Here is a 14,799-nt window from a genome sequence, read left to right on the forward strand (position 1 = left end):
GTACTAATCCCCCTGATGTTGTTAACCGATAAGGATCGTTTTTGTGACAGCTACAACCACGACTGTGTCAAGCGGCTACACCCTCTCGGGAAAAGACGTGGTCGGCAGCAGCTCGATCGTCATCCTTTCGGGAGGCTCCGGGATCGATCTCTCTGCAGCCTATCGCATCCCAGGCGGAACCATCTCCGTCTACGGACATGACACCAGCGCTACTATCTTCTACGATGGCGAAGAGGCGGTGTTGTCCGGTGGCACTGCGACCGCGACCACGTTAAGCAATTCGGGCGCGGAGCAAGTTGTCGGCGCTGGTGGGGTTGTATCCAAAACTGATGACTCAGGCGCCCAGTTCCTAAATTCCGGCGCCTCATCCATTGAGACGGAAGTACGTGCCGGGGCGGGCGAGGTGGTTTCCGCAGGAGCAGTCGCACGCGATACGGAGGTTCTCAGCGGCGGGTTCGTGGTCGTACTGCCAGGTGGCATACTGGACCCCCCAGCGGTCCAAGCCGGCTCCGTCGTGATGTCGACCGGTATCGCGCTCTACGACCCTCTTTCTGGATTCACGTCCGATACCAAGGCGGAAGCCACGGGACTGACGGTTGGCGGAGGCGCTATCGAGTACGTCCTCAAGGGCGGGGACGCAACCAAGACGATCGTGTCGGCCGGCGGCAGCCAGCGGGTTTTCTCAGGGGGCACCGCTGCCAATACGACCGTCAAAATGGGCGGTATTGAAACAATTAATTCGGGAGCTGAGTCGACAAAGACTTTTGTCGACTCAGGTGGCACGGAAACCGTCGTGGCCGGAGGCTCGGCCGTCAGCACCACCATCGCGACAGGCGGCGTAGAGTTCGTGTCGGGCGGCGTCACTGCTCACACTCTCGTTTCAGGGGGCACTCTGGAACTGGCGGGGGGAGCCGTCGCCACTTCCGGCATCGATCTGGCCAAAACCGGCAGCATTATCGACATCGTGGATAGTCACTCGGTGCCAACGACGCTCATCAGCGGCTTCGTTGGCGGAGATAGTTTCGATTTCGGCTTTCTGACCTCCGCCGCGGGCGATAAATATACCGTGGCAGGGGACATCGTGACCGTTTCGGCCGGCGGTCACACCTACGCCCTTGACATAGCCAACGCGGTTGCCGGCGGTTACAAGCTGAATGCCGCATCCGACGGGAGCCTTGTGCTCGCAGTCTGCTATTTTCCCGGGACGTTGATCCGCACACCGTCCGGAGACGTACCCGTGGAGAAACTCGCCATCGGCGACGATGTCGTGACCTTCGCTGGAGCTACGATGTCTATCCGGTGGATCGGGCGCAACACCGTCTCGACCCGTTTCGCCGACCCGCTGCGGGTGCTACCGATCCGTATACGGGCAGGCGCCCTGGGCGATAACCAGCCCGAACGCGATCTGCTTGTCTCACCCGAGCACGCGGTGCTGGTTGACGATATCCTGGTGCAAGCAGCGGCTCTGGTGAATGGCGTGTCGATCATACGGGAGCGGAACGTTCCTGAAGTCTTCACCTACTACCATGTGGAACTCATCGAGCACGCGCTGATCCTTGCCGAGGGCCTGCCTGCCGAGAGCTTTGTCGACAACATTCACCGCATGGCGTTCGACAACTGGCACGAACATGAGGCGCTCTACGGTGAAAGCCCCATCAGGGAGATGCAGTTCCCCCGCGCTCAGTCGTATCGGCAGGTGCCGATCGAGATTCAGAAACGCGTCGTGGAGCGCGGTGAAATGCTATTTGGGGAGGCTTCACAGCAGGTCGCCTGATCGCCGACTGTCGACCGGCAAGACTATTGCGCCAGCGACCTTCCTCGTTGCTACGCTTGGCGCAGTCTTCCGAAGTGGATCGGTCGGAGCGCCATCAACTCTCTTGCCGCATTTAGAAGAAGCGTTTTCGGATGCTGAACCGGCTGCAGTCGCTTCAAGCCCAAGGCAAGCTTGAAAGCAGCCGGGACAATTTCAAGCGCATCCTTCAGAGTGCGCCACAACACCTTCATGCGCTCATTGGCCTTTGCTATTGCGCCAGCCTGGAAGGCGACCAGGAAGGTGCTCTTCGATCCATCGGCGCGGCAATTGCGGCCGGGCCGACCGATGAGGCAGGCACCATCGCCTGCAGCGAAGCCTTGTGGCATCTGGGAAAACTGGGGGATGCGCGAGATCTCCTGGCCGCGAGCCCCAAGACTCTCCTCCTGCAGATTAAGTTGGGGGAGTTGGATGAGAGGCAGGGGCACTATCAGCTTGCACTTGCCTGCTATGAGGCCGCGCATGAGCTTGACGCCAAAGCCGATCTACCGCTCCAGAAGCTAATCAGCCTCCATCGCCGCCAAGGGGCTTTTGCCACTGCCTTCGCCCTGGTCGACCGCTTTGCCGGCATCGACAAGCAGCACCAGGCTCTGGCCTGGCATTTCAAAGCACAGATACATAGTGCAGCCGGAGAGAGGGAGGCCGCGATAGAGGCGTTGCGGACCGGGGTTGATCTTCCGCCACATGCCCATTCGGAAGCCTGCGCCGCTGATCTCGCACGGGAGTTAAGGCAGCTCCGCAGGCTGGACGAAGCCCGTGCCGTTCTTCTCGACCGCCCTGCCACCTACACGCTTCTTCTAGTGCTGAGCGATCTTGAGCTGTCATGTCGGGATCACGCCGCGGCGCTCCGTTACGCTGCCGCCGCGCGGGCTCAGGAACCGCGAAAACCCGACGCTCTTCGGCGTATGGTGCAGATCGAGGTTGATCGGCGCGACTTCGCGGCGGCCCATGCCGCTGCGGATCAACTGGGCGCCATAGGACCGGAGCATAAGGTCGCTGCCCTACGCTGCCATGTCGACACCTTCAAGGCCGCCGGGGAGGAGCAGGAATGCCTATCGGTGCTACAGGAGTTGGCAGTGCTCCAGCCGGCGGATGTCGGCATCTTGACCATGCTCTCGCGGCATTACCGCGCAACCGGTAACGGCGCAGCCGCTCGGAGAACGCTTGAAACCGCTCTCACGCGCAGACCCGACGATGTTGCCGTTTTAACCGAAGCCGGAGAACAGGCTAACGCGCTGGAAGACAGAGAAACTGCACTAGGCCATTTCCAGCGTGTTCAGGCGCTCGCCCCAGATCACGCCGGGCATCACCTTCGTGTAATGCAGCTTCTCTATGACCTTGGTGAGACAGAGGAAGCGCACCGTCTTTATCAGGCTACGGAATCTCGTTTCAGCCGCACCGCGGACGTCTGGGGTGCGCGTATCCGTATCCTGCGGGAAACGGGCGAGCTTCATCAGGCGCTCGCAGAGGCTCGGCAGGCGCACAATGCCTACCCCGCGCATTTCGGTCGTTGGGCAGACTGCTTCGACCTGGAGTTCAAACTCTCATCAATCGATGTCGTGCTGAAATGCCTTGATCAGGCACCGGTGCAGACCTGCCACGAGGAGGTGAGACATCTGGCTGCGAAGGCACGTCTCGCGTTGCGCATCTATGACGAGAAACAGGGGATCATGCTTTTGGAGCAGGCGCTGCGTCTGCTGCCCAATGACAGGGGCGTTCTCAACACTCTGTTCTCGCAGCACGTCAAGACGCTCGATATCGACAAGGCAGTGGCTTGCCACGTGCTGATAACAGCCCTCGATAAACCGGCTCGGCAGATCCGTGGAACCACAACAAACGCTTCGCAGTCGCACGAAGGGCAGATGTTGAACGATCTTCTGATCGACCGCCGCGCGTTGACCGAACTCATGGCACTCAAGGCCCTCGATCCCATCCACCGCATTTCAGCGCTGCTTTCGCTTGCGAAAAAGCGGCCTGATCACATCCCTACTGCTGCCATGATTCTTGTAGCCTTGCGCGAGGAAGGCTTTTTCAATGCGCCGGTCGGAGCGGGTCCGGCTGTCAAGCAGACAACGAACATCCCCAGGATCATCGGCCAATTCTGGGATGCCATCATCCCGCCCCCTGACCTGTCGGACCTCAGCAAGACCTGGCGTGACGGAAACCCAGGTTACCGCCACATGCTGTTCAATGAAGAGAGTGCACGGGATTATCTGGCGGCCCATTTTCCAGCAGCCGTCGTCAAGGCCTACCTCCACTGCACGGACGCCACGACTAAAGCCGACCTGTTCCGGCTTGCGTTCCTCGACCATGACGGCGGGGTCTGGGTTGATATGGATGACCGCTGCATCCGACCCTTGTCCGAGATTATTCCCGACGAGGCAGAAGCCTTCTTCTGGCAGGAAAACACCGGACATTTATGCAACAACTTGATGGCTGCGAAAGCTGGTCATCCGATTCTGCGGCGGGCACTTGTCGCCGCCGTGAACGCGATCAATCGCGGCGACCGAGACAAGGTCTGGATGTTAACCGGACCGGGCCTGCTCAGCCGGGCCTTCGTCGCGGATATGGCGGAAGCCGGTGATGGCTGGCGTGAATATCTCAACCGGATCCATGTGCTGGACGAATTCTCGATCTGGTCGCACGTCGCGATCCATTGTCGAACTTCTCACAAGAGGCTCGGAAAACATTGGTTGAAAACAGCATATGCCGGGTCTCAGAGCCGGCCAGAGAGGCTAAGCGCGTAGGGTCTCGCGCTGCGTTGAACCACTTGTGCGAAATCCGGTTCGCCGACCAGGCCGAGCTTCGTCGCGTGGGCCAGATCAGACCGGGCCCTCGCCCGCCCATTCCCGCCATAGCAGAATGAGCGCCGCCATGATTGCGGGGCCGATGAACAGACCCAGCAGCCCCCAGACCTCGACGCCGCCGAGGATGCCCAGCAACACCCAGAGGAACGGCAGCCGGGTGGCGCCCCCGATCAGCACCGGACGGATGAAATGGTCGGCTACGAACATCACGATCATGCCGGTCACGAAGACGATGATCGCCCAGATGATCGAACCCTGCGCCAGCAGCAGCAAAGCCGCGATCGAGAACATGATCGAACCCGCGAAGGGCACCATGGCGGCGACCGCCGTCAGCAGGCCGAGCACGGTTGCCTGAGGCACCCCGGCCACCGCGTATACGATGCCGAGGAGCACGCCCTCGCCCAGCCCCACCAGCACGAGGCCGTTCACCGTGCCATGCACCGAGGCGATGATCTGCCGCCCGATCCGCTCGCCACCAAGCCCGAAGGCGCGAGTGGCAACCCGCCGCGTCTGCCGGGTGAGGCTGTGCCCCTCCTTGAACAGGAAGAACAACGTGAGAAGGGTGAAGACGAAGTCCGTCAGCCGCCGGATCACCTGCTCGCCGACCAGCTGCCCGACATGCGCGACATGGCCGCGCGTGGCCTGCTGCACGAGTTTCTGTGCATTGGCAGGCGTGCCGAGATTCTGCTGCCACCAGTGGTCGAGCTGGGCCTGGCCAAACGGCAGGTGTTCGAGCGCCGCTGGCTCCGCGATGCCGTTGGCCCGCACATCCTGCAGCCAGTCCTGGGCCTTGTCGGCCTGGCTTGCGAGCTGAACGCCGACAACGCCGAGCGGCAGGATGAACAGAAAGGCAACGCCGAGGGTGAAGACGCTCGGCATGAGGATGTTGTGCCGGCCCGGCGGGAAGCGGGCGACGGCCTTTTCGTAAAGCGGCCATAGGGCAATGGCAAAGATGCCGGCCCAGGCGAGCGCGTCGAGAAAGTTCTTGAGGGTAAGGAGGCCCAGCAACAGGAAGCCAAGAGCCAGAACACCGAAAGCAACGGTCTGCGCGCGTGTGGCGGGTGGAGCAGCGGGAGCGGTTGTCGGGAGCGTCATCGGCGCTATCTCCCACCCCGCCCGTCATTGTGCAACCGCCAGAAGCGTCACGGTAGCAGACGGGCGGCCACCGCTTGGTCGCGGTGGCCGCGGACTACTGCTCAGTTGTAGCCGTAGTAGCCATGCGGGTGAGCGTGATCATGGACCCAATGCCGGTGATGATAGTGGTGCCCGTGATAGTAGTACTGCGCCTGCGCGGAGGCGATGCCACCGAATGACGCGGCCGCCAAAGCAATCGCCATGACGATACCGCGCGCTGACCGAAGCCTCAACATCATGCTAGTGTCTCCTCTTAGACGGCCTGGGCCGCTTTGCTTCCACCGAGACCGGGATGATCTTCAGTTTGTTGAGAAATGAGCGACTTGCCGCCTGCGTCAAGATGGGGAGGCCAAAGCGTTACAAGGGTGTCACGGTTTGCCCTGAAATAGCCTCATCGGGGCTTCCGAAAGCCATTTCCGAAGCAGCGTCAGAGCAGCCCGGCGGCGATATTGACCGTCAGGGCCAGGATGACCGTGTTGAAGACAAAGCCGATGAAGCCGTGCAATGTAGCGAGGCGGCGGATCTTCCGGGACGTGATGTTCACGTCGGACACCTGGAAGGTCATCCCTAACACCATGCCGAAGTAAAAGAAGTCGAAGTAGTCGGGCTCCGGTTCCTTCGGGAAGTCGAGCCCTCCATCCATGCTGCCGCTACCGTCCGACACCGAGTAGTATTCGTGGGCATAGCGCAAGGCGAAGACCAGCTGCATGGTCAGCCATGAGACCAGCAATGTCGCGATGACCAAACCGAGATGAACGGCGCGGGCCTCGTGCTTCAAATTGGCGATGTCGCGAAATTCGATGACGATGGCGACGATGCTGGCGACGATGCCGGCGAGCGTCAGCGCGAACACGGTCCACTCGCCATCCTGCTGGGCCATCGCCCGCTTCGGCATGTCCCAGATCGGGGTGCGGATCATGGTGGCCGCCCAAAGCACGAGGAACACGGCCGCGCCCACATCCCAGCTCATAATGATGTGCGCCTGGCTGCCGGGAAGCACGAGCAGAGCCCGCACCGGGATCACAAGCGACGCGATGATGCCGGCGAGAATGCCGATCAGCAGGTGGCTGCGGCTGGAGATGAACAGAGCGACTCGTTGCATTGGAGGGTCCTCACGGGCGGCATGGGTTGGAGAGGCCACGCCTTGGCGTGAACGGCAAGCGGTGGCCTCGGCGCGGGGAGGTGCCTTGCCTGGCGCCGCCGGGTCTGCGACTGGAGCGTGGGAAACCGAGCGAGACAAAGAGGGAGAAGCGGAAATGGCGCCAGCCACGAACCCGACCGCCAACGCGGGCAACGACGCCACCGTCTTGCCGGAGGAGGGCCTCGGCACACCCTGGACAACGCGCCCCTTCCATCGTCGATGGCTGGAGAACCGGGCCGAAGCCCTGTGGCGCCAGTTCCAGTTCACCTCGATCGATCCGGCGGGTGGTTTCTTCGACCTCGACAGCGCCGGCCAGCCTCGCCGGGACACCTCGGTGCGCGAGCTCGTCACCACCACCCGCGTCGTCCATTGTTTCGCCATCGCCCATATGCTGGGGCTTCCGGGGGCGGAGACAATCGTCCGTCACGGTCTGAATTCGCTATGGACGCTGCACCGCGACCCTGCCCACGGCGGCTACCGTTGGCAGGCCGGCACCGGAGGCGAGCCCTCCAAGCAGGCCTATGGTCATGCCTTTGTACTGCTGGCGGCGGCTTCCGCCAAAATGGCGGGCTTCCCCGAGGCCGACCGCCTCCTCGGGGATGTGAGCGAGGTGTTGGAACGGCGTTTCTGGGAGAGCGAGCACGGTGCGAGCGCCGAGGAATTCGCCGAGGATTGGAGCCCGATCAGCGGCTATCGCGGCCAGAATGCCAATATGCATCTGACCGAAGCCTTGATGGCGGCGTACGAGGCCACCGGCGACCGAACCTACCTCGACCGCGCGGAAAGCATCGCGAGCCTCGTCATCGGGCGTGTGGCGCGCGCCCATGGCTGGCACGTGATGGAGCATTTCAACGCGGCGTGGGAACCGGACCTCGACTATCGCGGCTCCGACATGTTCCGCCCGTTCGGCACCACGCCGGGCCATGCGCTCGAATGGTCGCGGTTGCTGTCGCAGTTGCACGTGCTGGGTTCGGAGAGGCTGGCCTGGCTTTCCGAAGCCGCTTCAGGGCTGTTCCGGCAAGCCGTCACCGACGGCTGGGACCACACAGCCGGCGGCTTCTATTACACGCTCGACTACGCAAACGCTCCGCTCATCCGCGACCGGCTCTGGTGGCCCTGCTGCGAGGCCATTGCCGCCGCTGCTTTCCTGGGCGCGAGAAGCGGCGACCCGTTCTACGAGGCGTGGTACCGGCGCGTGCTCAACTGGATGACCACGCATATGGCCGATGTGGCGCAGGGCGGCTGGCATCCGGAACTCGACGACAGCCTCACGCCCCGACCGCGCTTCTTCAAGGGCAAGCCGGATATCTACCACCTGCTGCAGAGCTTCCTGATACCGCTCTATCCGGCGGCAGGCAGCCTGGGCGAAATGGTGAGGCGAGCGGCAGGCGATACCTCTGCCGTCCAGGATTCAGTGGTCTTACCCGATCCTTAAGTAACTGGAACGTTTTCGCTGTCGGGCGATCCGCGGACGCACCTTGCGGTGCTTGGCCACATAGTCAAGCCAACGTTGAGTAGCGGTTTGAGGCTCGCCGGAATGCGGTTCCGCGGGCGGATCAGACTGCGACCGATCAACTTTGCTTGCCCTGAACGGAATTTTCCCCGCCCGGAGCACAACTGGACTTGCCATGGGGTTACAAACCATCCACGAGTAAAAATGGTCGTATCAATCGACGATCTAACAACTTTTGATTGCGAACGCGCAATGGTGTCTGGCTGATGTGCATCCTTCTCGTCGAGGATGAGTGGCTCATACGCACGATCATGGGCGAGGAGTTGGAGGATGCAGGGTTCTCCGTGATTGCCGCCGAAACCGGGGACGAGGCCCTTCAGCTACTCGGCGCTCTTGAAACCAGCTTTGACGTCCTTGTGACGGATATTCATATGCCCGGCCAGACCGATGGCATCTGCCTCGCACGGATCGTGCGTGAGCGCTTCCCGCGCATGCCGATCATCTACACGACAGGGCGGCCGGATGCGCTGGATCGCGCCGGGCTGCCTGGCGGGCGTGTTCTCACCCTGGTCAAACCCTATAAGCCGAGCCGGCTGATCGAGGCGGTCCGCAGCGCGTTTCTGGCCGGGGCCGCCCTACCCCGAGGCGCCTGACCGGCCGCGCCTACCCCAGGCGCCTAGGCGCCTAGCCGGCGGCGCCTAGCCGGCGGCGCCTAGCCAATCCCAGGCGCCGGCGAGATCTGCCACGAACTTCCCATACTCTCGGGTCTTGGCCGCCTCATCCGGCAGCCGGAGAAGATATGACGGGTGGACCGTGATCCATAACGCTCCGCCCTGCGGCAATTCCTCCGGACGCCCCCGCTCCCGCCCGATGGTGACGCGCCTGCCCAGCAGCGCCTGTGCCGCCGAAGCGCCGAGTGCGACCGTCAATCGAGGCCGCACCAGGGCCCGCTCCGTGTCCAGCCACCAGCGGCAGGCCGTGATCTCCGGCGTCTCAGGCGTCTTGTGCAGCCGGAACTTCCCCCGAGGCTCGAACTTGAAGTGCTTGACGGCATTGGTGACGTACACCTCGGCCCGAGGAACTCCCGCCTCCGCAAGCGCGCGGTCGAGCATCGCGCCCGCCGGGCCGACGAATGGCTTCCCCGCCAGGTCTTCGCGGTCCCCGGGCTGCTCACCGACCAACATGAGCCGCGCGCCCTCCGGCCCTTCCCCGAACACCGTCTGGGTCGCGTTCTCCCAGAGCGGGCAGCGCCGGCAGGCCGCCGCGGCCGTCCGTGCCTCGCCGAGCGTCTGCGGGCGCTCGCCCGTATCGGCCGGAACAGGCGCGTCCGGACGCCGTCGCGCCTCGACCGCCGCGAACAGAGGTGGCTCGGTAGGGCTGGCTTTGACCATGGCATCCTCTCGCGCGGCGGCCTGCGCTGTCAGCGGGCCGATCAGCTCCGCCTCCGGCAGGTTCTTCCAGTAGCGCTTCGGCATCTCGCGGGTCATCGCCGCGAGCTTCAGACGCGCAGGGTTGAAGATATTGGCATAGTAGGCGCGCCATAGAACCTCGAGCCGATCGCTCGTCGGCGCCTGCTCCTGTCTGGCGCCGGCGGCAAAGGTCAGGTGCTCGCCATCCCAGGACGCTGTGCGGTCCGGGGTAAGGATCGTCCAGAGCATGCCGGTGAAGCGACGGACGAAAAATGGCGCGGCGGCCTCGACAATGAAGTTGTCGGGTTCGAACCAGGCAATGAAGTGGGCCGCGCCGTCGGGGGTCTCGACCTCCCGGAAGCGGACGAAGGCGTGCATCTTGTGGATGTCCCGGCGGATGGCCTTCGCCACCTGCTCGGCGAGATGCACATCCGGATGGCTTGCATCCTCCAGCAGCTTCGGCTGGCGCTGCATTCCCCAGAGCAGACGATAGAGAAGCGCGAACCGGCCAGGGTCGCGATGCAGGATGACGGTCTCGGCGAGACTGATGAAGGCGCGCGGCACCCGCGGCCCGCTAGGCTGCATTACGGCGGCGCCCGGTGCGACAGGGGCCGCCTCTACGCCTTCTGCCAGAAACAGATCGGGTGCGTCCTCCCCCTCGACACGCCAATCGAGCATGTCGGGGGAAACCCGGGCCAGAAGCGCCTGCCGGGCTGCATCGCGCCATCCGGTGAAATCCGTCTGGTGCGCGAGGCGAACACGATTCACGCGAACAGCTCGCCTTGAACGGCTGGAGGCGCCAGACGGTCCCGCAAATCGAGCCGGTCGAGACCACCGGCGGGACGCCAATCCTCAGTCACGATAAAGGGCATCGAGGTCTTCACACCCCGGCAGAGGCGGGCGATATCCTCGAGCCGCAGCCGCCGCCAACGGCGGGACGACAGCATCTGCTTCACCGACTTCGTTCCGAACCCCGGAACGCGCAGCAGAACCTCCCGCGCCGCGGTGTTCACATCCACCGGAAACTGGCCCCGATGCTGCAATGCCCAGGCAAGCTTCGGGTCGATGCCAAGGTCGAGCATGCCGCCGCTGCTGCCGTCCGCGATCTCCTCGACCTCGAAGCCATAGAAGCGGAGCAGCCAGTCCGCCTGGTAAAGCCGATGCTCCCGCATCAGCGGCGGCCGGGTTAGCGGCAGAATCTTACTCGCATCGGGGATGGGGCTGAAGGCAGAGTAATAGACGCGCGACAGCTTGTAATTGCCGTAGAGCGTGCGCGCGGTGCCGAGAATGGCAAGATCGTCAGCGCTGTCCGCGCCGATGATCATCTGCGTGCTCTGCCCGGTAGAAAACCGCGGCGCCTTGCGAGATTCCCGGCGAGCCTCCTTTGCCTCCTCGATCTTGAGGCGGATGCCCCCCATGGCACGCCGGATACGTGCCGGGTTCTTCTGCGGCGCGAGCCGGGCAAGACTCGCCTCCTGCGGCAGTTCGACATTGATCGAGAGCCGGTCGGCGACCGCCCCGGCGCGATCGAGCAAGGCAGGGTCGGCATCCGGGATGGTCTTGAGGTGGATATAGCCGCCGAAGGCGTGGTCGTGGCGGAGGCACTCGGCGACGCGCACCACCTGCTCCATCGTATAATCCGGCGACCTGATGATCCCCGATGAAAGGAAAAGGCCCTCTATGTAGTTCCGCTTGTAGAAGCCGAGCGTGAGGTCGACGACCTCCTGCACCGAGAACCGCGCCCGGGGGACGTTCGAGGAGACGCGGTTGACGCAATAGTGGCAATCGAACTGGCAGTAGTTCGTCAGCAGAACCTTGAGCAGCGAAATGCAGCGGCCGTCGGGCGCGTAGGCGTGGCAGATACCCATGCCCTCGGTCGACCCGATGGCGCGAGACGCGAGGGAATTGCGTTTCTCGGCGCCGGATGAGGCGCACGAGGCGTCATATTTGGCCGCGTCCGCCAGGATGGCCAGTTTCTCCAGAACCGTCTGCATAGCCCACTCCCCATCAGGTTGGCACTTTGTTCTCCTGGGCGGTCAGGTCAAGGTGCAAGATTGCACACCTTTGTCACCGCCAGGGCCGCACAACCCGGAGCTTCCGCCCGCCAAACGCCTGCAGGCGGGCCAGGGCGGCAGTCCCGGGCCACCGCGAGACCCAGAAAACACACTTACGAAATAATGTGTTTACCGAAACATAAACTCGTGGACTACATTTCGTTATGTGTTGTAAACGAAATATGCGGAGTGATCGATATGCTCCTGAACCGAACAGAGGATTAAGCGGCCTATGGTAAGCGGCATAACCACAGTTAACGGCAGCACCATTGCGAGCAACTTCACCAGCGGGCCCGGACAGACGACCTTCTCCAACGATTTCAACGCCGGAACGACCGTCACATCCATTTTTGGCCTTGGGGCATTTAGTGTCGGTGGATCCACGGTCTATCCGAGTGTCGCCGCGGTGACTGCCGATAACATACAAACGACCGTCTCGGGCGCAAGCCTGATCTCATTCAACGGATTGAACGATACGGTGTCGGCTGGCGGTAGTGCGCCCTACATGTCGCTGCTCGGCAATTCCTCCGTTCTTAACGAGGGATCCGGGCCCTCCACGGTCATTGGAGGCAACGGCGCCTCAACCGTGAACGCCGGCAGCGGGTCCACGACAGTCGTGGGCGGCTACGGCAGCCTTACCTTTACGGGAGGCACTTCAAGCAACGATTCGATTACGGCCGGGTCCGGCATGGAGACGCTGAATGCGGGGACCGGCGGCAGCAACACGCTCATCGGCGGCTCCGGCGGGACGTTCATCAACCTCACGGGCGCCTCCACGGGCGATCACATCATAGGAGGCACGGGCAGTCCGCCTAACCCCGCCGTCACCATCGTGAACGCCACGACCACGACAGGCAACTTCGAGATCGACACCAACCCGAACGGCGGCGGAACGCTGGTCGCGTTGCTCGGCGGCGGCGCAGACACGGTCATCGGCGGCGGCGGCTCCTCGATTATCACAGCCGGGTCTGGCCCCGATGTCTTCGGCTTCGTCAATGGCCATGCCGGCGGCAGCGAGTACATCTTGGGCTTCAACGCTCAGGACAACATGCTCTTCTCCGGCTATACCACGCCACTGACCGAGCAAGTGACGGGCGGCTCCGACACAATCACGCTTGGAGACGGCACAACGATTGTCCTTCTCGGCATCGACCACAAGGTCTTCTAAGGCCCGCTTCCTGACGAAGCCCTGGAACCCTGTTTGCCGACGGCGCAGACAGGGAGGCCGCGTGCGCTTTACGCGCCGGACAAGGCCGCGAGCAGCGCAGATGATGACGCAACCCAACCGAAAATGCCGCCCTGCGCCTTGATCATCGCAAGAGCGGCCTCATGGAAATGCGGAAAGTAGGAACCGGTGCAGTCCGACAGCACCAGGCAGTCGAAGCCGCGATCGTTGGCCTCGCGCACGGTCGTATGGACGCACACCTCAGTCGTCACGCCGCAGACGACAAGACGGGCGATCCCGCGGCTACGTAGAATGGCCTCAAGGTCGGTCGCATAGAAGGCGCCCTTGCCGGGCTTGTCGATCACCGGTTCGCCGGCAATGGGCGCAAGCTCGGGGATGATGTCGTGCCCCTCCTCCCCGCGCACCAGGATGCGTCCCATGGGTCCGCTATCACCGATCTTCAGCGCGAAGTTGCCGCGCCGGTGCTTTGCCGGTGAGAGGTCCGAAAGGTCCGCGCGATGCCCTTCCCTGGTGTGGACGACGACCATGCCCGCCGCCCGCGCCGCCGCAATCACCGCTGCCAGGGGATCGATCGTCGCGCGAAGCAGCGAAACGTCGTTGCCCAGCGCATCTCCGAACCCTCCCGGCTCGAGAAAGTCGCGCTGCATGTCGATGACGACGAGCGCAGTGGCCGCAACCGCGAGCGGAAATGGGTAGGGTTCAGCCTCGACCGAACCGGACGAGGGACGTGTTTGATCCACGGGCTGCCCTTCAAGACCTCGACGCAATACCCTATCGGGTGCCCCGGAGCGGTGCAATCGCCCTGGTCGAGCCCTAGGTCCGGCGGCGTTTCTGGTTGAGGCTGTCGATCAGCACGGCGCCGAAGATGACCGCGCCCTGGATGAACTGCACCCAGAAGGGCTGCACATTCTTGAGCGTCAGTCCGTTATTGATGAGGCCGATGATCAAAACCCCAAGCAGAGTGCCGAGAATGCTGCCCTTGCCGCCGAAGAGCGACGCGCCGCCGATGACCACGGCCGCGATGGCATTGAGTTCAAGCCCAGTGGCCGCAATCGGCTGAGCGCTGTCGAGGCGCCCGGCGAGGATGACGCCACCGAGGCCCGCAAGCGCCCCGCTGATGATGTAGACGCAGGCGAGCGTCCGCGTGACCGGAATGCCGGCGAGACGCGCCGCATCGCGATTGCCGCCAACGGCATAGACCTCCGCGCCGAATACTGTCCGCTGCAGCACCAGACCTGCCACCAGGAACACAGCCAGAGTAATGAGCGCCGCGACCGGAAAGGGCCCCAGATTGCCGCCGCCGATGTTGTCGAACGCGTCAGGGAACGAGAAGATCGTATTGCCGTTGGTGACGATGAAGGCGAGGCCTCTCGCCATGGCCAGCACGGCGAGGCTGACGATGAATGGACTCATGTTCAGCATCGTGACCGCGAAGGCGATGAACGCGCCCGACAACGCGCCGATGCCGATGCCGATGAGCACTGCGACCGGCACAGGAAGATGCGCGTTCAGCGCCAGACCCGCCATGACGCCGGTGAAGGCGACAACGGAGCCGACGGACAGGTCGATGCCGCCCGTCACGATGACGAAGGTCTCGCCGACCGCGACGATGCCGATCAGCGAACTGGCCAGCAGGATCGAGAGGATGTTGGCGGAGGTGAGAAAGGTCGGCGTCGTGACCGCCAGAAAAACCGAAATGGCGACAAAGCCCACGACGATGGTGAGTTCGTTCACCGCGCTCACCAGGGAGGTGAACCCGAACCGGTGGTTCTTGGGCGCGGGCGTTTCGGAAGTTGCCATTGAAA

12 protein-coding genes are annotated in these 14,799 nt (G+C 63.2%); 5 read left to right on the top strand and 7 right to left on the bottom strand.

Going from position 1 to position 14,799, the window contains the following annotated elements; all coding sequences use genetic code 11:
* Positions 1–43 precede the first annotated feature (43 nt).
* Both ACOEQ1_RS10295 and ACOEQ1_RS10300 read left to right on the top strand, forming a co-directional pair.
* Positions 44–1,774: a Hint domain-containing protein gene (locus tag ACOEQ1_RS10295; RefSeq protein ID WP_419759156.1), complete on the top strand. Its 1,731-nt coding sequence runs from the start codon at positions 44–46 to the stop codon at positions 1,772–1,774.
* Between the two features lie 131 nt (positions 1,775–1,905).
* Positions 1,906–4,557 carry a glycosyltransferase gene (locus ACOEQ1_RS10300; protein ID WP_419759157.1) on the top strand — a complete coding sequence of 884 codons (2,652 nt, stop codon included), beginning with the start codon at positions 1,906–1,908 and terminating at the stop codon, positions 4,555–4,557.
* Between the two features lie 75 nt (positions 4,558–4,632).
* Here the strand turns inward: ACOEQ1_RS10300 and ACOEQ1_RS10305 are convergent, their stop codons facing one another.
* The 3 genes from ACOEQ1_RS10305 to ACOEQ1_RS10315 form a co-directional block, all read right to left on the bottom strand.
* The gene (locus tag ACOEQ1_RS10305) at positions 4,633–5,712 is read right to left on the bottom strand and encodes an AI-2E family transporter (RefSeq protein ID WP_419759158.1); all 1,080 of its coding nucleotides are present in this window, start codon (positions 5,710–5,712) and stop codon (positions 4,633–4,635) included.
* Between the two features lie 101 nt (positions 5,713–5,813).
* On the bottom strand, positions 5,814–5,990 hold the full coding sequence (locus ACOEQ1_RS10310) for a hypothetical protein (protein WP_419759159.1): 177 nt from the start codon (positions 5,988–5,990) through the stop codon (positions 5,814–5,816).
* A 188-nt stretch (positions 5,991–6,178) separates the two neighbouring features.
* On the bottom strand, positions 6,179–6,853 hold the full coding sequence (locus ACOEQ1_RS10315) for a DUF1345 domain-containing protein (RefSeq protein WP_419759160.1): 675 nt from the start codon (positions 6,851–6,853) through the stop codon (positions 6,179–6,181).
* Between the two features lie 154 nt (positions 6,854–7,007).
* Here ACOEQ1_RS10315 and ACOEQ1_RS10320 point away from each other — a divergent pair, with 154 nt between their 5' ends.
* Together ACOEQ1_RS10320 and ACOEQ1_RS10325 are read left to right on the top strand one after the other, a co-directional pair.
* Positions 7,008–8,327, top strand: a complete 1,320-nt coding sequence (locus tag ACOEQ1_RS10320) for an AGE family epimerase/isomerase (protein WP_419759161.1) — start codon at positions 7,008–7,010, stop codon at positions 8,325–8,327.
* 284 nt (positions 8,328–8,611) lie between these two features.
* Positions 8,612–8,998 carry a response regulator gene (locus ACOEQ1_RS10325; RefSeq protein WP_419759162.1) on the top strand — a complete coding sequence of 129 codons (387 nt, stop codon included), beginning with the start codon at positions 8,612–8,614 and terminating at the stop codon, positions 8,996–8,998.
* A gap of 45 nt (positions 8,999–9,043) precedes the next feature.
* Here the strand turns inward: ACOEQ1_RS10325 and ACOEQ1_RS10330 are convergent, their stop codons facing one another.
* Both ACOEQ1_RS10330 and ACOEQ1_RS10335 read right to left on the bottom strand, forming a co-directional pair.
* Positions 9,044–10,522 (bottom strand): UdgX family uracil-DNA binding protein, encoded by a 1,479-nt coding sequence (locus tag ACOEQ1_RS10330; RefSeq protein WP_419759163.1) that lies wholly within the window; start codon positions 10,520–10,522, stop codon positions 9,044–9,046.
* Positions 10,519–11,748, bottom strand: coding sequence for a putative DNA modification/repair radical SAM protein (locus ACOEQ1_RS10335; protein ID WP_419759164.1), 1,230 nt, complete (start codon positions 11,746–11,748; stop codon positions 10,519–10,521). The genes ACOEQ1_RS10330 and ACOEQ1_RS10335 overlap by 4 nt, the downstream gene beginning before the upstream one ends.
* 292 nt (positions 11,749–12,040) lie before the next feature.
* Here ACOEQ1_RS10335 and ACOEQ1_RS10340 point away from each other — a divergent pair, with 292 nt between their 5' ends.
* Entirely contained in the window at positions 12,041–12,976 is a 936-nt protein-coding gene (locus tag ACOEQ1_RS10340; protein ID WP_419759165.1) for a hypothetical protein, read from the top strand.
* A 68-nt stretch (positions 12,977–13,044) separates the two neighbouring features.
* Here the strand turns inward: ACOEQ1_RS10340 and ACOEQ1_RS10345 are convergent, their stop codons facing one another.
* Both ACOEQ1_RS10345 and ACOEQ1_RS10350 read right to left on the bottom strand, forming a co-directional pair.
* Positions 13,045–13,734, bottom strand: a complete 690-nt coding sequence (locus ACOEQ1_RS10345; RefSeq protein ID WP_419759166.1) for a cysteine hydrolase family protein — start codon at positions 13,732–13,734, stop codon at positions 13,045–13,047.
* Positions 13,735–13,807: 73 nt separating this feature from the next.
* Positions 13,808–14,794: an ABC transporter permease gene (locus tag ACOEQ1_RS10350; RefSeq protein ID WP_419759167.1), complete on the bottom strand. Its 987-nt coding sequence runs from the start codon at positions 14,792–14,794 to the stop codon at positions 13,808–13,810.
* Between the last annotated feature and the right edge of the window lie 5 nt (positions 14,795–14,799).

Origin of the sequence: Acidisoma sp., assembly GCF_965199065.1 — a bacterium.
GTDB lineage: Bacteria > Pseudomonadota > Alphaproteobacteria > Acetobacterales > Acetobacteraceae > Acidisoma.

Coding starts and splice junctions, on each gene's coding strand:
- ACOEQ1_RS10325 (WP_419759162.1), top strand. CDS start 8,612: ATGTGCATCCTTCTCGTCGAGGATGAGTGGCTCATACGCACGATCATG.
- ACOEQ1_RS10300 (WP_419759157.1), top strand. CDS start 1,906: ATGCTGAACCGGCTGCAGTCGCTTCAAGCCCAAGGCAAGCTTGAAAGC.
- ACOEQ1_RS10335 (WP_419759164.1), bottom strand. CDS start 11,748: ATGCAGACGGTTCTGGAGAAACTGGCCATCCTGGCGGACGCGGCCAAA.
- ACOEQ1_RS10340 (WP_419759165.1), top strand. CDS start 12,041: ATGGTAAGCGGCATAACCACAGTTAACGGCAGCACCATTGCGAGCAAC.
- ACOEQ1_RS10310 (WP_419759159.1), bottom strand. CDS start 5,990: ATGATGTTGAGGCTTCGGTCAGCGCGCGGTATCGTCATGGCGATTGCT.
- ACOEQ1_RS10305 (WP_419759158.1), bottom strand. CDS start 5,712: ATGACGCTCCCGACAACCGCTCCCGCTGCTCCACCCGCCACACGCGCG.
- ACOEQ1_RS10315 (WP_419759160.1), bottom strand. CDS start 6,853: ATGCAACGAGTCGCTCTGTTCATCTCCAGCCGCAGCCACCTGCTGATC.
- ACOEQ1_RS10320 (WP_419759161.1), top strand. CDS start 7,008: ATGGCGCCAGCCACGAACCCGACCGCCAACGCGGGCAACGACGCCACC.
- ACOEQ1_RS10350 (WP_419759167.1), bottom strand. CDS start 14,794: ATGGCAACTTCCGAAACGCCCGCGCCCAAGAACCACCGGTTCGGGTTC.